This is a genomic window from Flavobacterium potami (genome assembly GCF_020026915.1).
In the GTDB taxonomy this organism is placed as follows: domain Bacteria; phylum Bacteroidota; class Bacteroidia; order Flavobacteriales; family Flavobacteriaceae; genus Flavobacterium; species Flavobacterium potami.
Map to the genome: position 1 here is coordinate 1 of NZ_JAINUY010000003.1, position 20,234 is coordinate 20,234.

General features: G+C 31.9%; 16 protein-coding genes, 2 tRNA genes and 1 rRNA gene. 12 read left to right on the plus strand and 7 right to left on the minus strand.

Features of this window, described 5'->3' with window-relative positions; all coding sequences use genetic code 11:
* Positions 1-3: 3 nt before the first annotated feature.
* From rrf to K6T82_RS09505, 5 genes are all read left to right on the plus strand, one after another.
* A 5S ribosomal RNA gene (gene rrf, locus K6T82_RS09485) occupies positions 4-113 on the plus strand.
* A 71-nt stretch (positions 114-184) separates the two neighbouring features.
* A tRNA-Phe gene (locus tag K6T82_RS09490) sits at positions 185-257 on the plus strand.
* Between the two features lie 6 nt (positions 258-263).
* Positions 264-349, plus strand: a tRNA-Leu gene (locus K6T82_RS09495).
* Positions 350-463: 114 nt separating this feature from the next.
* Positions 464-916, plus strand: a complete 453-nt coding sequence (locus tag K6T82_RS09500) for a DUF1569 domain-containing protein (RefSeq protein ID WP_223705699.1) — start codon at positions 464-466, stop codon at positions 914-916.
* Positions 917-931: 15 nt separating this feature from the next.
* A complete protein-coding gene (locus K6T82_RS09505) occupies positions 932-1,366 on the plus strand; it encodes a nuclear transport factor 2 family protein (RefSeq protein WP_223705700.1) in 435 nt (144 codons plus the stop codon).
* Between the two features lie 6 nt (positions 1,367-1,372).
* Here K6T82_RS09505 and K6T82_RS09510 read toward each other — a convergent pair whose 3' ends face one another.
* Positions 1,373-2,017, minus strand: coding sequence for an endonuclease III domain-containing protein (locus tag K6T82_RS09510; RefSeq protein WP_223705701.1), 645 nt, complete (start codon positions 2,015-2,017; stop codon positions 1,373-1,375).
* A 49-nt stretch (positions 2,018-2,066) separates the two neighbouring features.
* Complete coding sequence (locus tag K6T82_RS09515; RefSeq protein WP_223705702.1) at positions 2,067-2,933, minus strand: alpha/beta hydrolase; 867 nt, start codon at positions 2,931-2,933, stop codon at positions 2,067-2,069.
* 115 nt (positions 2,934-3,048) lie between these two features.
* Between K6T82_RS09515 and K6T82_RS09520 the strand changes: the two genes are divergently transcribed.
* From K6T82_RS09520 to K6T82_RS09540, 5 genes are all read left to right on the plus strand, one after another.
* The gene (locus K6T82_RS09520) at positions 3,049-4,470 is read left to right on the plus strand and encodes a glycogen synthase (protein WP_223705703.1); all 1,422 of its coding nucleotides are present in this window, start codon (positions 3,049-3,051) and stop codon (positions 4,468-4,470) included.
* The gene (locus tag K6T82_RS09525) at positions 4,467-5,747 is read left to right on the plus strand and encodes a glucose-1-phosphate adenylyltransferase (protein WP_223705704.1); all 1,281 of its coding nucleotides are present in this window, start codon (positions 4,467-4,469) and stop codon (positions 5,745-5,747) included. Before K6T82_RS09520 ends, K6T82_RS09525 begins: the two co-directional genes overlap by 4 nt.
* Positions 5,748-5,803: 56 nt before the next feature.
* A complete protein-coding gene (gene glgB / locus K6T82_RS09530; protein ID WP_223705705.1) occupies positions 5,804-7,711 on the plus strand; it encodes a 1,4-alpha-glucan branching protein GlgB in 1,908 nt (635 codons plus the stop codon).
* Between the two features lie 201 nt (positions 7,712-7,912).
* A complete protein-coding gene (locus K6T82_RS09535) occupies positions 7,913-10,312 on the plus strand; it encodes a glycoside hydrolase family 31 protein (protein WP_223705706.1) in 2,400 nt (799 codons plus the stop codon).
* A gap of 83 nt (positions 10,313-10,395) precedes the next feature.
* Complete coding sequence (locus tag K6T82_RS09540; protein ID WP_223705707.1) at positions 10,396-11,205, plus strand: M48 family metallopeptidase; 810 nt, start codon at positions 10,396-10,398, stop codon at positions 11,203-11,205.
* 62 nt (positions 11,206-11,267) lie between these two features.
* Here K6T82_RS09540 and K6T82_RS09545 read toward each other — a convergent pair whose 3' ends face one another.
* Positions 11,268-12,965, minus strand: coding sequence for a hypothetical protein (locus K6T82_RS09545; protein ID WP_223705708.1), 1,698 nt, complete (start codon positions 12,963-12,965; stop codon positions 11,268-11,270).
* 217 nt (positions 12,966-13,182) lie between these two features.
* Between K6T82_RS09545 and K6T82_RS09550 the strand changes: the two genes are divergently transcribed.
* Positions 13,183-14,487: an MFS transporter gene (locus K6T82_RS09550; protein WP_223705709.1), complete on the plus strand. Its 1,305-nt coding sequence runs from the start codon at positions 13,183-13,185 to the stop codon at positions 14,485-14,487.
* 92 nt (positions 14,488-14,579) lie between these two features.
* On the opposite strand, the gene K6T82_RS09555 is transcribed toward K6T82_RS09550, so the two are convergent.
* The 4 genes from K6T82_RS09555 to K6T82_RS09570 are packed head-to-tail and all read right to left on the minus strand — an operon-like array spanning position 14,580 to position 17,462.
* Complete coding sequence (locus K6T82_RS09555; protein WP_223705710.1) at positions 14,580-15,299, minus strand: head GIN domain-containing protein; 720 nt, start codon at positions 15,297-15,299, stop codon at positions 14,580-14,582.
* Between the two features lie 19 nt (positions 15,300-15,318).
* Entirely contained in the window at positions 15,319-16,377 is a 1,059-nt protein-coding gene (locus K6T82_RS09560) for a DUF4097 domain-containing protein (RefSeq protein WP_223705711.1), read from the minus strand.
* On the minus strand, positions 16,361-16,894 hold the full coding sequence (locus K6T82_RS09565; RefSeq protein ID WP_223705712.1) for an anti-sigma factor: 534 nt from the start codon (positions 16,892-16,894) through the stop codon (positions 16,361-16,363). Before K6T82_RS09565 ends, K6T82_RS09560 begins: the two co-directional genes overlap by 17 nt.
* Before the next feature lie 13 nt (positions 16,895-16,907).
* Entirely contained in the window at positions 16,908-17,462 is a 555-nt protein-coding gene (locus tag K6T82_RS09570) for an RNA polymerase sigma factor (RefSeq protein ID WP_223705713.1), read from the minus strand.
* Between the two features lie 275 nt (positions 17,463-17,737).
* Here K6T82_RS09570 and lon point away from each other — a divergent pair, with 275 nt between their 5' ends.
* The gene (lon, locus tag K6T82_RS09575; protein WP_223705714.1) at positions 17,738-20,191 is read left to right on the plus strand and encodes an endopeptidase La; all 2,454 of its coding nucleotides are present in this window, start codon (positions 17,738-17,740) and stop codon (positions 20,189-20,191) included.
* The last annotated feature ends 43 nt before the right edge of the window (positions 20,192-20,234 follow it).

The window sequence follows — 20,234 nt, forward strand, 5'->3', positions numbered from 1 at the left end:
CCTTAAGGTGGTTATTGCGGCGGGGCTCACCTCTTCCCATCCCGAACAGAGAAGTTAAGCCCGCCTGCGCAGATGGTACTGCAGTTATGTGGGAGAGTATGTCGTCGCCTTTCTTTTGAAAAACCCTGTTTTTGAAACGGGGTTTTTTATTCTAATTTTTACTTATAGTAATATAAGTAAATAAGGTACCTTAGCTCAGATGGTAGAGCAATGGACTGAAAATCCATGTGTCCCTGGTTCGATCCCTGGAGGTACCACATAATGCTCGGATGGTGAAATTGGTAGACACGCTGGACTTAAAATCCAGTGAACAGCAATGTTCGTGCGGGTTCAAGTCCCGCTCTGAGTACTAAAACTTCAATTAGCTTTTGTTAATTGAAGTTTTTTTTTGCACAAAATTTAGATGGAAGAGTAATTTTTATATTTTTACTTCACTACTGTAACTCATTAATATTTGTAAATTATGCAAAATATTTTTCTTAAAGAAGATTGTGATGAATTTATAAGTAGAATTAATAAACTTACTCCAAATACGCAACCTTTGTGGGGGAAAATGTCTGTTGATCAGATGTTGGCTCATTGTAATGTTACTTATGAAATGGTATATGATAATATTCATGAAAAACCAAATGGTTTTATGAGATTTCTTTTAAAGTCATTTGTTAAGAAGAAAGTAGTAGATGAATCTTTTTATCCTAAAAATATAAGAACAGCTCCTCAATTCATTATAAATGGTGACCGTAATTTTCAACTTGAAAAAGTTCGTTTAATCTCTTATATCAATAAGACTCTCGAATTGGGAAAAGATAATTTTGAAGGAAAAGAATCTCTTTCTTTTGGAAAATTATCTTCAAATGAATGGAACAATATGTTTGCGAAACATTTGGATCATCATTTGTGTCAATTTGGTGTTTAAAATAAATTTAAAAATATGAGAATTTATATAATTGTCTTTTTTCTTTTTTTAGGATTATCTTCTAATGCTCAGAAGCAAGAAGTTCAAAAATGTATTGAATCTTTTTTTGAAGGATTTCATCAGAGAGATTCTACAAAAATAAAATTAGTCTGCGCCGATAAAATGATATTGCAGTCTATCAGCGAAAGTGCTGTCAAGGGAAATAAATTATCTGATGAAAGTGCAAAGGAATTCTATAAATCAATAACATCTATTCCTTCAACTTTGAAATTTCAAGAAAAAATATTGAGTTATACTATTCAAATCGATGGCTCAATGGCTCATGTTTGGACTCCATATGAATTTTATTTAAATGATAAATTAAGTCATACGGGAGTGAATGCATTTACATTATTTAAAGAAAAAGATTCTTGGAAAATTATCTATTTAATTGATACGAGAAGAAAATAAAAATTTTCAAGCTACTTCTGTAGCATAATATAAGCAAATATCAGTTAACAGACATTCTGAACATTTTGGTTTTGGTCTGCATGTTTCTCTGCCTAGAAAAGAAATCGCCATTCCGATTTCTGACCAAATATTTTTAGGTAATGCCTGCATTAAGTCCTTTTCTACTTTATTACCATCTTTACTCTCTTTAATAATTCCAATTCTTGGAGCTACTCTAATTACGTGTAAGTCAGCTATAATTCCTTCAGCGGGTTTATTCGTTTCTCTTAAAATGACATTTGCAGATTTTCTTCCAATACCTTTTAAAGCAACTAGTCCAGACATTGTCAAAGGAATATCTTTATCATGTTTGATTGTATCAGCTATTTCTAAAATCCATTTTGCTTTAGTTGCATGATTGCGTACTTTACTGATATAAGGAACTAATGTTTCAAAATCTGTTTTCGTAAGGCTGTTTAAAGTAGGGTATTTTTGAAACAACAATGGCGAAATTGTATTGATATTAGCATCAGAATCTTGAGCAGAAAGAATTACCATAACAAGTAATTGATATGTATTATGATAATCCAAAGGATGTTTCTTTCCTTTATACTTTTTTAAAATTGGGTTTAATTTTTCTTCCCAATTAGTTGTTTCTCCAAACAAATCCATATTTAAAAATGATTAAAATATTGAAAGTTAGTTTGTTACTTGTTTAAAGTTACGATTTTTTAATAAAATCGATAATTTTTTTAATTACATTTTGATTCCCTAGAATTTTTCGATGTCCAAGACCATCAGTCAAAAACAAATTTCCATCCTTAAGATTTTCATTAATATGTATCCCAGCTTTAACTGGAACTTCAGGGTCATCATTATCATGAATGACTAAGACAGGAATCTCTATTTTTTGCGCTGCACGATATGCAGAAAAATCATCCATCTTTACTTGGTATTTGTTTTCAAAGAAAATTCTAAGATTATGACTCAATTCGTTCTTTAATCCTAATTTAAAAACAAATTCATCTAGGATATCTTGTACAATATCTCCACTTCCTATAATTATGGCTTTTTTTAGATTTAAACCATCTTTGATCGCATTTAAAACAGACATTCCGCCTAATGAATGTCCAATGGCAATTTCAAAAGGTCCAAACTGTTTTTCAATTTCTAAAATAGAAGCAATAAATTCAGACATTATAGTTGTTTTTCCTTCTGATTTTCCGTGTGCAGGGGCATCAAAACTTATTGTTGAATAACCGTTTTGCAAAAGTTCGTCAGCAATTTTAAACAATTGTGTACCTCTTCCTGACCATCCATGAACTAATAAAATTCTTCTATCACTATGTCCATATAAATAAGTGACTACACTTTTATCAACGCTTGGAACGTAAATCATCTTTTTTATGCTTTTAGAATCCATTTCGAATTCACGCTTTGGAACTTTATGTTTTATTGGTGTTGTAAAGATTCTTGCTGCAAATTTGGTGACCAATTTTGTAGATATAAATGCGCATATTTTCGCAGATACTTTAATTATTGCTGGAATTTTTAATGATTTAGTAGGATTGGTTGTCTTTTTTGCCATTTCAATAAATTTGACTTTGAAGCAATACTCTGCCTGTTTTTTTGCTAAATTTAAAAAACATAAAAGTAGTACATAAATAATTGCTTCTTAAAAAAGTATCATAAATTAATTTCAAATGGAGATATTTCATATTAGTGCAGAATGTTATCCAATGGCAAAGGTTGGCGGATTGGCAGATGTTGTCGGCGCTTTACCTAAATACCAGACAAATGCTGGTCATGAGGTTAGAGTTGTTGTTCCTTGTTATGATACTAAATTTAGAAAAGAAAATGATTTTGAATGCGTTCATTGGGGAACTGTTAAACTGGGTAATTTTAATTTCGATTTTAGCGTTCTAAAAGAAACTACTGATAAACTAGGTTACGAATTGTATCTTATTGAAATTAATGAATTGTTTAACCGTCCTAATGTTTATGGATATGAAGATGATATTGAGAGATTTTTATCTTTTCAGATTGCAACTCTAGATTGGATTATTGCTAGAAATAAAATTCCGGATATTATCAATTGCCATGATCATCATACAGGTTTGATTCCGTTTTTGTTGCAGTTTGCTTATAAATATGAAAGCTTGAAAAACGTAAAGGCAGCAATCACTATACATAATGGGTTATACCAAGGATGGTTTGGTTTTGATAAACTGTACTATCTGCCTGAATTTGATTTAAAACATGTAGGATTTTTAGAGTGGAATAATTCTATTAATTCTCTTGCAGTGGGGGTTAAGTGTGCTAATGCTGTTACTACAGTTTCTCCAAGTTATTTAAATGAAATTAATGTTTCTGCAAATGGTTTGGAATCGTTGTTCAATTCTGTACGAAATAAATCAAAAGGAATTTTAAACGGAATTGACATTGAAGTTTGGAATCCGCTCAAAGATCAAATGATTGCTGAAAACTATTCGATCGAAAATTTCGAAACAGGAAAGAAAAAAAATAAAGATAAACTCTGCGAGCAATTTGATCTGGACCCTTCAAAACCACTTTTCAGTTTTATTGGGCGTTTGTTTGATGAAAAAGGAGGAGATTTACTTCCGTACGCTTCTGCATTGGCTTTGTCCGAACATTTTGAAGAGATAAATATTCTGATTTTAGGTTCTGGTAATCCGGAAATTGAATCACAATTGACTCAATTAAGAAATGATTATAAAGGAAACTACAATGTCTTTATAGGTTATAATGAAGACTTGGCACATTTAATTTATGCAGGTTCAGATTATATTTTGATGCCTTCTAGAGTTGAGCCTTGTGGTTTAAATCAGATGTATGCCATGAGATACGGAACGATACCGATTGTTAGAAGGACTGGAGGGCTAAGAGACACAGTTGTTGATTTTGGGGATAATGGAAACGGAATATGCCACGATCAAGCTTCGGTTGCAGATGTTACCTATTCTATAAATCGTGCCGTACAACTGTACAGCGATAAGGAAAATTTCAATAAAGTTTTAAAAAGAGGAATGTCAGCAGATCATTCCTGGGAAAGAGTGTGCCAAGAATATATCGAAATATACAACTTAATAATTCAGTCAAAATGAAATTTAAAAAGAAAAATGTAGTTGCCATTATTTTAGGAGGAGGACAAGGATCACGCTTGTTCCCATTAACAGAAACAAGATCAAAACCTGCTGTTCCGATAGGAGGTAAATATCGTTTGGTTGATATTCCAATTTCGAATTGCATCAATTCCGATATTTTTAAAATATTTGTTTTGACTCAATTTAATTCTGCTTCTTTAAATGCACACATTAAAAACACTTTTAATTTTAGCATTTTTAGTCAGTCTTTCGTAGATATTTTAGCAGCAGAACAAACCCCTGATAACCCAACATGGTTTCAAGGAACTGCAGATGCTGTGAGACAATGTATGTCACATTTCTTAAAACACGATTTTGATCATGCTTTAATCCTTTCTGGAGATCAATTGTATCAAATGGATTTTAATGAAATGTTAGAAGCTCATATCGCTGCAGATGCCGAAATTTCTATAGCGACTTTGCCAGTAAATGCTAAAGATGCACCTGAATTTGGAATTCTAAAAACAGATCACGAAAATAATATTCACGCTTTTATTGAAAAACCTCATGCATCATTGTTGCCTGAATGGGAATCTGAAGTAAGCGAACATATGCAGGAGAAAGGAAAAAAATATCTTGCCTCAATGGGAATTTATATTTTCAATAAATCTTTGTTGGAAGAATTGATGTCTAACCAGGAAACCAAGGATTTTGGTAAAGAAATTATTCCACAAGCTGTTGGAAAGCACAAAATCTTGAGTTATCAATATGAAGGATATTGGACAGATATTGGAAATATTGAATCGTTTTTTGAAGCAAATATTGGATTAACTGCTGATATTCCGGAGTTTAATTTGTTTGATAACGAGAATAAAATTTTTACTCGTCCGAGATTATTACCTCCTTCAAAGTTCAGAAATTCAATTATCAATCAATCTCTAATTTCTGAAGGCTGTATCATTAATGCAAAAGAAATTAAAAGTTCTGTAATTGGTATTCGTTCCAGAATTGGCGAAGGTACTATTTTGGAAAATTGCTATGTAATGGGGAATGATTTCTATCAAGATCTGGATGAATTAAATCAAGAAAGCAGCATCAGTAAAATTCACGTTGGAATTGGTGAAAATTGTTATATCAAAAATGCTTTGGTAGATAAAAACGTTCGTATTGGAAACAATGTTCATATTTCGGGAGGTAAGCATTTGGATAATTTTACCAATGAATTATACAGTATCAAAGACGGAATTGTTGTTATTAAAAAAGGAGTAACATTATCCGATAATTTTAGAATTGAATAAAAGCTGAAAATTCCAATTAAAAAAATCCAAATTCCAACATTGCCTAATTATAATATATGAATAAAGTAATTCCACATTCTCTTTTTACAGACTTTGATATTGATCTATTTAAAGCCGGAAAACATTTTAAATTGTTTGAGAAATTAGGTGCACATTTAACAGAAGTTAATGGAGTAAAAGGCGTTTACTTTGCAGTTTGGGCTCCCACGGCTCATTCTGTTTCGGTCGTTGGTGATTTCAATTATTGGACACAGGGAGAGCACGTTTTGAATGTTCGTTGGGATTCATCTGGAATTTGGGAAGGATTTATTCCAGAAATTTCAAAAGGTGCTCTTTATAAATATAAAATTCAGTCAGGAATAAATGGCGTAATTACCGAAAAAGCAGATCCTTTTGCTTTGTACTGCGAGAAACCACCCCACACAGCTTCTGTAGTTTGGGATTTGGATTATAAGTGGAAAGACGAAAACTGGATGAAAAATCGTAAAGAGAAAAATGGTTTAGATAAGCCCTATTCTGTTTATGAAGTGCATTTAGGATCTTGGAAAAGAGCCGATCATAATCGATTTTTGAGTTATTTAGAATTGGCTGATGATTTAGTAAAATACGTAAAAGAAACCGGTTTTACACATGTTGAATTTATGCCAATTATGGAATATCCTTATGATCCATCATGGGGGTATCAATTGACGGGTTATTTTGCTCCGACTTCCCGTTTTGGAAAACCACAGGATTTTATGCTTCTGGTTGATAAATTACATCAGGAAGGAATTGGAGTTATTTTAGATTGGGTTCCGTCACATTTTCCTGATGATGCACATGGTTTAGGTTTCTTTGATGGTTCACATTTATACGAACATCCAGATCGCAGAAAAGGCTATCATCCAGATTGGAAAAGTTTGGTTTTTAATTATGGAAGAAACGAAGTCCGAGCTTTTTTAATTAGTAATGCGATTTTTTGGCTTCAAAATTATCATGTTGATGGATTAAGAGTGGATGCAGTAGCGTCGATGTTGTATCTTGATTATTCGAGAAAAGATGGCGAATGGGAAGCTAATATTTTTGGAGGAAATGAAAATCTAGATTCAATTAGTTTCCTTAAAGAATTTAATGAAGTAATCTATTCTAATTTTGATGGAATTCAAACTATTGCAGAAGAAAGTACTTCTTTTCCAATGGTTTCTAGACCAACTTCTTTTGGAGGTTTAGGTTTTGGAATGAAGTGGATGATGGGATGGATGCACGATACTTTAAAATATTTTCAAAAGGAAACAGTCTACAGAAAATACCATCAAAATGATTTGACATTTTCAATGACGTATGCCTTTACCGAAAACTTTATGCTTCCATTTTCTCATGACGAAGTTGTTTATGGCAAACAATCTCTTATTTACAAAATGCCTGGGGATGAATGGCAGCGATTTGCAAACTTGAGATTGCTGTACGGATATATGTTTACGCATCCAGGAACAAAATTATTGTTTATGGGAGCAGAATTCGGACAAACAAACGAATGGAATTTTGAGCAAAGTTTAGATTGGCATTTGCTACAATATGACTTTCATTCTGGAATAAAAAGATTAATTACCGACTTAAATCAATTATATAAATCACAACCCGCTTTGTATGAAAAACAATTTTCAGGAGATGGTTTCGAATGGATCAATTATTCAGATCATCAGAATGCTGTTTTGTCATACATTAGAAAGGGCAATAATCCTAATGAAAATGTAATTGTGGTTTGCAATTTTACTCAAGTTGTTAGGGAGAATTATAGAATTGGTATTCCAAATAAAGTAAAATTGCAACAGATTTTTAATACTGATGCATCAATTTATGGTGGAAGCGGTGTAGAAAATTCAAAATCTATAAAAATAGAATCGATTTCTTATGACGGAAGAGATTTTTCAGCCGCATTAATTCTTCCACCTTTAAGTGTTACGGTTTATTCTTTGACTTCATAAAAATCTTACAATCATTTTTTAGGCTAACAATTTGTTATTTTTTCCTTTTAAAATTATCAAATTGTTGATTTTTTGTTTTGTAATTTGAAAGTCGTGCATAAAAAACGTTTTCGTGAATAAACCTTTTATTCATAGGGCTTTATGAACTTTTTTTGTATGTTTGATAGAAAGACAAAAGTTATAAATTAATTCAGTGAAGATATGATTACAAATACATCTTTAGAATACAAAGGAGATTTATATCCATCTAAGATTGTTTCTTACGAGCACGAAGGAGATTCCGTTTTTTTTAATACAGATAATAAAGTAATCCTAAAAGTTACCATTCTTCGCGATAGTTTGATTCGATTTCGTTTTACTACAAAAGGTTATTTCAGCAATGACTTTTCGTATGCTATTGATAAAACACAGCTTCATGGATATAATTTTTTGGAGGTTACAGAAGAAGAAACTTACTTTCAGATTAGAACAAGCAAAGTAAAATGTAAAATCCAAAAGGCAGATTTACGTCTTTCTATTTACGATTTAAATGACTTTCTGATTCTCGAAGATGAACTTGGTTTCCATTGGGAAGAAAGCTACGAATACGGAGGGAATATCGTGAAAATGAGTAAGTATTCTAAAGATGGAGAATGCTACTATGGTCTTGGCGATAAAGCTACTCAAATGAATCTTAAAGGTAAAAGAGTAGAAAATTTTGCTACAGATCAATATGCTTATCAAAAAGACCAGGAACCATTGTATAAAGTTGTTCCTTTCTATATTGGTCTTCACAACAAACAAGCCTATGGTATTTTCTTCGATAATACTTTTAGAACTTTTTTTGATTTTTGTCAGGAAAGAAGAAATATAACCAGTTTTTGGGCTGAAGGTGGCGAGATGAATTACTATTTCGTTTACGGGCCTCAAATGCAGGACGTCGTTACCACATATACCGATCTGACTGGAAAACCAGAATTACCGCCCCTTTGGGTTTTAGGATATCATCAATGTAAATGGAGCTATTATCCAGAAAGTAAAGTCAAAGAAATCACATCAAAATTTAGGGAACTTCAAATACCTTGTGATGCAATTTATTTGGATATTGATTATATGGATGGATTTAGATGTTTTACTTGGAATAAAAACTATTTTCCAGATCCAAAAAGAATGGTTTCTGAATTGGCAGAGGATGGTTTTAAAACTATTGTGATTATAGATCCAGGAATTAAAATTGATAAGGATTATTGGGTTTACAAAGAAGGACTAGAAAAAGATTATTTCTGCAAAAGAGCTGACGGACCTTATATGAAAGGTAAAGTCTGGCCAGGTGAGTGTAATTTTCCAGATTACACAAATCCCGTGGTTAGAGAATGGTGGGCTGGATTATTTAAAGAATTGATTTCAGATATCGGAGTAAAGGGCGTTTGGAATGATATGAATGAACCTGCAGTTATGGAGGTGCCAAATAAAACATTTCCGATGGATGTTCGTCATGTTTATGATGGAAACCCATGTAGCCATAGAAAGGCGCACAATATATACGGAACTCAGATGGCGAGAGCAACCTATCATGGAGTAAAACGTTTTGCGTATCCGAAACGACCATTTGTTATTACGAGATCGGCTTATGCAGGCGCACAACGTTATACATCTTCATGGACGGGTGATAACGTAGCAACTTGGGAACATTTATGGATTGCTAATATTCAAGTTCAGAGATTGTCTATTTCTGGAATGGGATTCACAGGTTCTGATATTGGTGGTTTTGCAGAACAACCAACAGGAGAATTGTACGCTCGTTGGATTCAGTTAGGTGTTTTTCATCCGTTTTGTAGAACCCATTCTTCAGGAGATCATGGAAATCAAGAACCTTGGGCTTTTGACGAAGAAGTGATCAATATTACCCGAAAATTTGTGAGTCTCCGTTATCAATTACTACCTTATTTATATACCATGTTCTGGCAATATATTGAAGAAGGAGTTCCTATGTTAAAACCATTGGTTTATTTTGATCAGGATGATACACAAACGCATTATCGCAATGATGAATTTATCTTTGGAAACCAAATTTTAGTCTGCCCAATTCTTGAACCTAATGCTGTAGGTAGACGTATGTATATTCCTAGAGGAGAATGGTATAACTACTGGACAAATGAGCTGTTTATTGGCGGTAGAGAAATTTGGATTGATACTAAATTTGATGAAATTCCGGTTTTTGTAAAAGCAGGTGCCATTATTCCAAAATATCCTGTTCAACAATATGTTGGTGAATTAGAATTTGATGAATTAACTCTTGATGTTTATTATAAAAATGGAAAAGAACAATCATCAGTTTATGAAGATGCGCAAGACGGCTATGATTATAAAAAGGGAAGATTTAGTTTCTTGTCATTAAGAACAATTGGAAAAGAAAAGGAATTAATTATTCAGCTTCATAAAGAAGGAAAATACGAAACACCATATAGTAAGTATAAAATAAATTTGATTGGGTTACCATTTAAAGTTTCAGAGATAGAAATTGACAATGAAAAAATTGAATTTGATAAAATTAATTTTGAGCAAAATAATTTCTTAATCGTTGATAAAGAGTTTAATGAGCTTCACATAGTAGGAGAATAGTTTAATTCTGATATTTTTTAGGCTTATTGTGTAAAATATTTCATTTTTTTTAATTGTATTTTTGCTATAAAATAGCTAGAATTATGAAAAAATATTTGTTTTTAGGGATTTTCAGTAGTCTTGTTTTATCCTGTGCAACAAACCCAATTACAGGAAAACAAAACCTGAATTTTGTTTCGAACAGCGAATTGTTTCCAACTTCATTTCAACAATACAGTACTTTTTTGTCTGAGAACAAAGTTATTACAGGAACAACAGATGCTAAACTTGTCGAAAATGTTGGATATAAGATTAAAGCTGCTGCTGAAAAATATTTGACCTATTTAGGACAATCACAATATTTAAAAGATTATCGATGGGAATATAAGCTAGTAGACAATAAAGAAGTGAATGCTTGGTGTCTGCCTGGAGGAAAAATCGTTGTTTATTCAGGAATTTTACCTGTAACACAAAACGAATCTGGTCTTGCAACTGTTATGGGACATGAAGTTTCACACGCATTGGCTAATCATGGAGCTCAAAGAATGAGTGCAGCGCAACTGCAGTCAATTGGAGGGGCCGTTTTAGATGCTGCGACAACTAATAAATCTGCTCAAACAAGAGAAATATTTTCACAAGCTTATGGAATGGGAACTGAAGTAGGTGTAATGCTTCCGTTTAGTAGAAGTAATGAAAGCGAAGCAGATAAAATTGGTTTGACATTAATGGCAATTGCAGGTTATAATCCTGATGATGCTGTTGCATTTTGGACAAGAATGTCTGCAAAATCTGGAGGGTCTGGAACACCAGAATTTATGAGTACGCACCCTTCTGATGCAAGTAGAATTGCTAATATAAAAGCTTTAATTCCTGAAGCTAAAGCTATTGCTCTTAAAGTAGGGACCATTAAATAAAAACAACTAAGTTGAAAAAAAAGATTGGCTATTGGCCAATCTTTTTTTTTTTTTCAATATTATTACCTAGTCAAGGTAAGCTGTGTATATAAACTATTTGTTGCAGGATTGATGATTCCTGTCGCTAAATACCCATTTTCATCTTTGATTGTAATATTTCTAATATAACTAGTTTTTGCCACACTTAGAATATTAATTTTTCTAAAGGGAATACATAAATTAAATTTTACACTGTTTGAAGTAATATCCTTCGGAGAAATTTTTATCGTTTTGTTGGATTCAAGTACTGTTCCATTATCTGCGTAAACGTCGTACGTAATTTCTAAATCACCGGATACAACTTTTCCAGAGATCGGATATTTATAATCAAGTGTTACATCATATCCATAAGAATATAATCCGCTGCATGGTAGGAGAGATGCTTTTCCAGTTCTAAAGTTAGAAAAAGTCATTGTTTTATTAAAATTACCTATATTCCATAATTCTTTATTTTCTTTAAATAAATCAGTTGTATAGAAAGTAAGTCCTAAAGCACCAAATGCAAATGTTGCCTGAGAATAAAAATTTCCTTTTGAGGCAAAAGCAGAAGGATTTGTCATGCTTCCATTACCAATTGTAAAACTGTTTATTCCGTATGTAATATTTCCTTTAACGTCTAAAATATTGCTATCTAGTAATTTAACTTTAGGTTTGATAGAAATTTTCATATCAGAAATAACTTCTCCAACTAAATCAGATTCAGTTACTTTGGCATTTGTAATCGAGTTTTCGTAAATAAAATGGCTGGTTTTACCAGGTACATTTATGTAATTTGCAAAACCAATTTTGAATGTTCCATTAGAATTTATTGCAAAGTGAGAAGCTTTAGATACATTGGCTTCAACATCCATCGGAAATGAAATTTCGTCTATACTAATTTTAGCTGGAATATCTCCTAATAAATCTCCACCAGGAATAGTAACATCAATTTCAACTTTTTTCAATAAATCTAAAAGATTAGTAGGAGCATTATTGATTAAGTTGTAGGAGTATTTTTTGTTAACTGCACCAGCAAAGGTATAGAAAGGGTTTATTTTTGAGTCAATTTGGTAGTATACCTCCAATTCATCTGGGAGTATTTTTGATTTGCCAAAAGAGATTTTTACATTAAAAGTAGATTTTACAGATGTATTTGGATTTAACGTGAAGAAATCTGATTTGTATTCTTTTATGTAATTAAAAATATCATACGTAAAGGTGTTATCATAACTTCCCTTTGCAGTAATTAAGGAAGTGCTTTTGGCTTTAAGTGCACGTTCTGTTTCTTGAGTGTCCATTACCAGTTCAATAGAACCGCTTGTAAATAAATCACCAATGTAAGCATCCGAAGTTTCAATTGTATAAACATCTGATTGTTGATTTACTGCTGCAATTTTTCTGAAATAGACTTTAGAATCATTCGTAGTTAAATAGATAAGATTTCCAGAAACAATTTTTTCTGTTAGTTCGGGAGAATCAATCTTAAGCTTGTATTTACCATCTTTAAGATCAGTTTCTGAACTCATGATAACTGAATTTTCAGAAGAAATTTTAATTAAATCTGGATTTACAGATAAGTTACGCAAATTATATGTAACTCCATCTACAGCACCAGACTTGTTAATTACATGATCTTTGTTTACATTAGTTGCAGTTCCTTCGTGAGAGGGTTCATTAAAATCATTTGTACAGGAACTAAATGAGAGCATTGCAGCGCCTAAAAAAAATAATACTTTTTTCATAATTTAAATTTTTAAAATCACACAAGTTTAAAGTGTTTTAAAAAAAAGTGTAGCCTCTAAAAGTCAATAAAACAAGATAATAAGGTGTAAAACCAAAGAAAAAAACAAACTAAAATTTTAAAAAGATATCAATTTGTTAATGCATGATTTTTCTAAGATAGTATTGATTATAATAAAAATTAGATAAATTCGTAGCTTATTAACAAAACCAATTTCGATGAAAAACCTACAAAAAGGAGACAAGAAATTATTAAATGCCTGGGCATTTTATGATTGGGCAAATTCAGTTTATACACTTACAATTGCTTCGGCAGTTTTTCCAATCTTTTATGAAGCATTATTTAGCGAACGTGATCATTATATTGATGTTTTCGGAATGCATCTTAAGAATTCAGCATTAATAAGTTTCATAACAGCTTTTGCTTTTTTGGTGGTTTCATTTATTTCACCATTATTATCTGGAATTGCAGATTATGTTGGAAATAAAAAGTCTTTCATGAAATTCTTCTGTTATTTAGGAGCTTTGTCTTGTATGGGATTGTATTGGTTTAATTTAGAGAATATTTACATTGGATTAGCTTTTTATTTTCTAGGTTTAATAGGATTTTGGGGGAGTTTGGTTTTCTATAATTCTTACCTTCCAGATATTGCCTTTGAAGACCAGCAAGATAGAATAAGTGCTAAAGGCTATTCTTTAGGATATTTTGGAAGTGTTCTTTTGCTTGGAATTAATTTGTTTATGATTTTAGGTGCAGAAACTGGCGAACAAAAAATGGAAGCAATGAGATATTCATTTGTAATGGTAGGAGTTTGGTGGATTCTTTTCAGTCAATATACTTACTATTATCTTCCAAAAGGAGGTAAAGAAACTAGTCAAAAGCTAAGTAAAGATATCGTATTTAATGGTTTTAAAGAACTTAAAAAAGTTTGGGCAGCATTACAAAATATTACACCATTAAAACGTTATTTAGGAGGTTTTTTTGTTTCAAGTATGGCTGTTCAGACAGTTATGCTCGTTGCTACTTACTTTGGTGCTCAGGAAATTCAGTGGTCTTCAAAAGAAGAAAGTACAGTTGGTTTAATAATTTGCATTTTATTGATACAAGTTATTGCTATACTTGGAGCTTTCTTAACTTCTCGTGCTTCGGCTAAATGGGGAAATATACCGACATTGATTTTTATAAATAGTTTATGGGCAATTTTCTGTGGGTTGGCATTCTTTATTACTCTTCCAATTCAATTTTATATGATGGCAGCAGCAATTGGTTTAGTAATGGGAGGAATTCAAGCGCTTTCACGTTCAACTTATTCTAAATTATTACCCGAAACAGAAGATACTACATCATTTTTCAGTTTTTATGATGTTGCAGAAAAAATAGGAATTGTAATAGGAATGTGTGTTTACGGTATTATTGACCAAATTACAGGAAGTCCGCGTGCGGCAATTGTTATCTTGGCGATTTTCTTCGTAACAGCAATATTTCTTTTAAGAAGAGTACATAAAAAAGACGTTTCAAATTAATCGAAACGTCTTTAATGATAACAAATATCACGAATTGCAGTAATTATTTGATTGATGATGGCTTGTAATTCGTGATATTTTTATTTAAAAAATTAACCTTTATAAATTTTTCCTGAGCCTGAAACTTTAACATCACGTTTTTCAGGATTTCCTAGGTATTTGATGTTTCCAGAGCCGGAAACTCTTCCAGTTATACTTGTATCGCAGCTTACTACACTATTTCCAGATCCAGAAACCGTTACATCTGCCGTTTTTGATTTTAAATTGGATGCATTAACATTTCCCGATCCAGATATTTTGCTGGTAAATGAATCTGCTTTTCCTTTTAAAGCCACATCTCCAGAACCACTTAATGCTAGATCCAAGCTTTTAGAATCTACATCTAAATCAAAATTTCCAGAACCTGATAGTTTCGCAGAGAAATTGTCGCTAGTTATTTTATTTTTAGTCCTAACATCTCCTGAACCTGATAAAGTTAAGGCTGATATTTTTTCAAAAGGAATAGTCATTTCAATTTTTTTTCCCATGCTGGTACGAATTTGCGTTCCTTTTTCAACGTAAACTTTCAATTCGTTTCCTTCAACTTCAACTTTGATTAAGGGTAATAAATTTTCTTCTCCTTTTATTGTAATTTTTCCTTCTTTTCCGGCAACTAAATCTACATCAAAGAAACCAGCAACTTTAATACCGTCATAATCTCCAGTTGTTCTGGTTTGAGTAATAACTTTGCCGTTTCCGTTGATTTTTGATTGCGCATTAGAACTTACAGATAAAAGCATTATGCATGCTAAAAGTAAAATTGATCTTTTCATTGTTTTGATTTTTAGATGATTAGTTTTTAATTAAAGAAATATTCCCGTAATTCGAATTGATATTGACTTTGTTTTGTCCTTTTTTCTTGTAAAAACCAGCAATTCTCTTGCTATTACTTTTTACTTCAGAAACAGAAACATCTAAACTGTTATCGTGTTTGATGTTAGAATATTTCGCCGAAATATCAAAATCGAAAGCATAATTAACAGCGTAACCCAACGAAATGTCAGTATATCCAGAATTGATGGTCACATTTCCTGCTTTTTCATTCATTGTACCAATATTAATTTTGCTATAACTGGTGTCAAAATTGAAATTACTTGAAACTTCTCCAATTACAACTGTTAAATAATTTCCTGAACCACTGAGAGAATTAATTTTTTGGAATTTAAAATTTCCATAATTACAGCTGTATTTGATGTTTTGTCCATCGTTCAGGTTTACGTCAGTATAATTAGCGTTAAGATTTAAATTTCCAGAATCGTTAATCTTAAGACCAGAATATCTGGCGTTGATATTTCCTGTTTTAATGTAATCAATACTTGAACTTTGACAATAAGCAATCTCGATTTGGTTATTGGTGCTGTTCAATTTTCCTAAAGTTACTTTTCCATATTTGCAATTAATATCTGTTGAAGATTCTGCATTTGGAACCGAAATATTTCCGTACTTATTTAGCAATTTTATAGGTCCATTTTTTGGAATTTTCACAACATAGTTTATTTCAAAACTATTATTGCTTCCTTTGCTTTTAAGGTTAGAACTTCCCAAGTTGGTTACGGCAGAAACCATACCCTTTAGAGCCGTAATATCTACATCAATGCTGTTAAGTCGTTCGTTTACCCAATTTTCATTGGAGCCATTTACTTTAATAGTAATGTCAAGATCAATTTTGTCTTCATCCCAAGTCGTGATTGTGATATTTCCATACTTATTTTCGATATCTATACCAGCATTTGAGTTTACAATGTAGGTCTTTTTTATTGTTTTTTGTTTGGTAATAAAAGTGTCATCGTTTGAAAATCCTAGAAAAGGAATCAAAAGAAATAAGATTAGTATGTTATAATGTTGTTTCATCAGCTGTGTTTTTAAATTTTTCATTCTCTTCAATTCTTTCTAGAACGGTTTGCAAAAAAGAAATTCTTGTTTGCAGATTGCTTATCATAGCGTAAATAATCTGTTTGTTTTCACCATTTTTTTGAAGCTCATTGATTATTTTCTGATAATCGGCGTCAAATGTTTTCATCTGATTTAAAGCATCATTAATAATCTGTTCATTTTCTGGCGAACTTTTTTCTTTCAATTTAACCAGTTCATTGTCAATTAGAATATTGAAAATAGAATCTGTACGTTTAGTTTCTTTAGATGCAAATTTGAATTCTTTTGGTTTTTCGTTCTTATAAAAAACAGATATTCCAAGCATCAGTACAATAGAAGCTGCAATCGCTGTCACAAACCAGTATTTTTTCTTTGGCTGTTTTTTGTTTAATTTTTGCAAAAAATCTACTTGATGATCAGTGTTTAATTCCTGAATGTCCCATTGATTTTCAAACTTGCTGAATAATTCGTCTAAATTGTCTTTTTCATTTTTCATATTCCTGTTCATTTTATATTTCCTCTAATTTTTTTCGTAAACTATCTTTAGCTCTGCTCAAGGTTGTTCTGCAATTTGCGTAACTGATGTTTAATATTTCGCAGATTTCTTCCTGGTCATAACCTTCAATGTAGAACAAAGTAAGCACCATTCTATAATTGTCTTTAAGTTGCAGAATGGTATCTAAAACCTGCTTTACCTTTAGATTGTTTAAGTCAATATTTTCAGAGATAATTCCATCATTTTCTTCAATTTTATAAAGCTGTTTACTTAAATCTTCTACCTGAAAAGAATTGTTTTTCTTATAAAAATCGATGCTATAATTGGTGATTATTTTTTTTAACCATGCTCCAAAAGCCACTTCTTGTTTATAGTCATTGATTTTTGTAAAAGCTTTTAAGAAACCTTCCTGCATGACGTCTTGTGCAAAATGTTCATCTTTTACAATTCTGTAAGCCACATTATACATCGCCTTGCTGTAGCGATTGTAAATTTCAAATTGCGCCTTTTGATTTTGATTTTTACAAAGCGTAATTAATTCTTCGATATTTTGGTTATTTTGACTCAAGTAGTGGCTTTTGGTTTTTATAAAGGACTTTGCTTTTTTTAGTTTGTTACAGTTTTTATAAAATTAATTTTATTTTTTTTGAAAATGATGAAACGAATCCGTCAAAATCTAATATTAGGACTGACTTCTTTTGCATTTGGCATAATGATTGTCTATTTTTATCGCCTATCTAGTAATCAAATAACATTAGGTGTTTTCAGGGTATACTACAGAAAGCCATATCGTTTTTACAGGTAGCATCAATTTTTTAATGACAAAACGACTTATATATTATTATGTCAAACCATAAAATACTTACTATTGACAATCTGTCACTTCAGGAATTTGACTCAGAGGCAGAATTAATTCCATTATTGACGCCAGAAGACGAAGAGGAAATGAATAATGAGGAACTTCCTGTTTCGCTTCCAATTTTACCTTTACGAAATACTGTTTTGTTTCCAGGAGTTGTTATTCCGATTTCTGCGGGAAGAGATAAATCTATTAAATTGATTAATGATGCCAATGCAGGTGGAAAAATCATTGGTGTTGTTTCTCAAATTAACGAAGAAGACGAAGATCCGTCAAAAGATGATATTCATAAAATAGGAACTGTAGCACGTATTTTGCGTGTTTTGAAAATGCCTGACGGAAATGTTACCGTGATTCTTCAAGGTAAAAAGCGTTTCGAAATTGACGAAGTTGTTGCCGAAGAACCTTACATGACAGCAACAATTAAGGAAGTTTCTGAAGAACGTCCAGATGAAAATGATTCTGAATTTACAGCCATTTTAGATTCTGTTAAAGAATTAGCGATTCAAATTATTAAAGAAAGTCCAAATATTCCTTCCGAAGCTACTTTTGCAATTAAAAACATTGAAAGTCAATCGTTTTTAATCAATTTTGTTTCTTCAAATATGAATTTATCAGTAAAAGAAAAACAAGGTCTTTTATCGATAAATGGTTTAAAAGAACGCGCTTTAGAGACATTACGTTATATGAATGTTGAGCTGCAGAAATTAGAATTGAAGAACGATATTCAATCAAAAGTTCGTTTTGATTTAGATCAGCAGCAAAGAGAATATTTCCTTCACCAGCAAATGAAAACCATTCAGGAAGAATTGGGAGGCGTTTCGCAAGAAGAGGAAATGGATGAAATGGGGCTGAAAGCGAAAACCAAAAAATGGGACGAAAAAACGCAGAAACATTTCGAAAAAGAATTGTCTAAAATGCGTCGCATGAATCCGCAATCACCAGATTTTGGAATTCAACGTAACTATTTAGAGTTGTTTTTAGAATTACCGTGGGGAGAATATTCTAAAGACAAATTTGATTTAAAATTTGCTCAGAAAGTTTTAGATAAAGATCATTTTGGTCTTGATGAAGTAAAGAAAAGAATGATTGAACATTTGGCAGTTTTAAAATTGCGAAATGACATGAAATCACCAATTATATGTCTAACAGGACCTCCAGGAGTAGGAAAAACTTCTATAGGTCGTTCTGTGGCTGAAGCTCTAGGACGTGAATATGTTCGTATTTCATTAGGTGGATTACGTGATGAAGCAGAAATTCGCGGACATAGAAAGACTTACATTGGGGCAATGCCTGGACGTATTATTCAGAGTCTTAAAAAAGCGGGAACTTCAAATCCAGTATTTATTTTAGATGAAATTGATAAATTATCGAGCGGAAACAGCGGAGATCCGTCTTCAGCTTTACTTGAAGTTTTAGATCCTGAACAAAACAGCGCTTTCTATGATAATTTCCTTGAAATGGGATATGATTTATCTAAAGTAATGTTTATCGCGACTTCAAACAATATGGCGGCGATTCAGCCTGCATTGCGCGATAGAATGGAAGTGATCAAAATGTCTGGTTATACAATTGAGGAAAAAGTAGAAATTGCGAAAAGGCATTTATTTCCAAAACAATTAGAAGCTCACGGATTAACTTCAAAGGATTTAACTATTGGTAAAAAACAATTGGAGAAAATCGTTGAAGGCTATACAAGAGAATCTGGTGTTCGTAATTTAGAAACTAAAATCGCTCAGGTAATCAGAAATGCAGCAAAATCTGTTGCAATGGAAGAGGAGTATAATAAAAAAGTTACAGACGAAGATATTGTTGCAATTTTAGGAGTTCCGAGATTAGAGCGTGACAAATATGAAAATAACGACGTTGCAGGTGTTGTAACAGGTTTAGCTTGGACAAGTGTAGGCGGTGATATTTTATTTATTGAATCTTTGATTTCTGAAGGAAAAGGGGCTTTGACTATTACAGGAAATCTTGGAACTGTAATGAAGGAATCTGCCACAATTGCATTAGAATATATTAAAGCAAATGCTAAGAAATTAGGTTTAAAAACGGAGATTTTTCAAAAATATAATATTCACTTACATGTACCAGAAGGAGCCACACCAAAAGATGGACCTAGCGCAGGTATTGCTATGTTGACCTCTTTAGTTTCGCTTTTAACACAAAAGAAAGTGAAGAAAAGCGTAGCTATGACAGGAGAAATAACGCTTCGTGGAAAAGTATTGCCTGTTGGTGGAATTAAAGAAAAAATCCTGGCTGCAAAAAGAGCTAATATTAAAGAGATTATTTTATGTCATGAAAATAAAAGTGATATTGATGAAATAAAACCTGAATATCTGGAAGGATTGACGTTTCATTACGTTAAAGAAATGAGCGAAGTTCTGACTTTAGCTTTGACAGATCAGAATGTGAAAAATGCCAAAGAGTTGAAATAAGCTTTTTAATTCTTTAATTTATAAAATCCAAATTCCAATATTT

Bases quoted from the DNA above. Each gene is read 5' to 3' on its own strand.
- K6T82_RS09500 (WP_223705699.1), top strand. From the start codon at position 464: ATGCAAAATATTTTTCTTAAAGAAGATTGTGATGAATTTATAAGTAGA.
- glgB (WP_223705705.1), top strand. From the start codon at position 5,804: ATGAATAAAGTAATTCCACATTCTCTTTTTACAGACTTTGATATTGAT.
- K6T82_RS09555 (WP_223705710.1), bottom strand. From the start codon at position 15,299: ATGAAAAGATCAATTTTACTTTTAGCATGCATAATGCTTTTATCTGTA.
- K6T82_RS09510 (WP_223705701.1), bottom strand. From the start codon at position 2,017: ATGGATTTGTTTGGAGAAACAACTAATTGGGAAGAAAAATTAAACCCA.
- K6T82_RS09515 (WP_223705702.1), bottom strand. From the start codon at position 2,933: ATGGCAAAAAAGACAACCAATCCTACTAAATCATTAAAAATTCCAGCA.
- K6T82_RS09505 (WP_223705700.1), top strand. From the start codon at position 932: ATGAGAATTTATATAATTGTCTTTTTTCTTTTTTTAGGATTATCTTCT.
- K6T82_RS09550 (WP_223705709.1), top strand. From the start codon at position 13,183: ATGAAAAACCTACAAAAAGGAGACAAGAAATTATTAAATGCCTGGGCA.
- K6T82_RS09535 (WP_223705706.1), top strand. From the start codon at position 7,913: ATGATTACAAATACATCTTTAGAATACAAAGGAGATTTATATCCATCT.
- K6T82_RS09545 (WP_223705708.1), bottom strand. From the start codon at position 12,965: ATGAAAAAAGTATTATTTTTTTTAGGCGCTGCAATGCTCTCATTTAGT.
- K6T82_RS09525 (WP_223705704.1), top strand. From the start codon at position 4,467: ATGAAATTTAAAAAGAAAAATGTAGTTGCCATTATTTTAGGAGGAGGA.
- K6T82_RS09565 (WP_223705712.1), bottom strand. From the start codon at position 16,894: ATGAAAAATGAAAAAGACAATTTAGACGAATTATTCAGCAAGTTTGAA.
- K6T82_RS09540 (WP_223705707.1), top strand. From the start codon at position 10,396: ATGAAAAAATATTTGTTTTTAGGGATTTTCAGTAGTCTTGTTTTATCC.
- lon (WP_223705714.1), top strand. From the start codon at position 17,738: ATGTCAAACCATAAAATACTTACTATTGACAATCTGTCACTTCAGGAA.
- K6T82_RS09520 (WP_223705703.1), top strand. From the start codon at position 3,049: ATGGAGATATTTCATATTAGTGCAGAATGTTATCCAATGGCAAAGGTT.
- K6T82_RS09560 (WP_223705711.1), bottom strand. From the start codon at position 16,377: ATGAAACAACATTATAACATACTAATCTTATTTCTTTTGATTCCTTTT.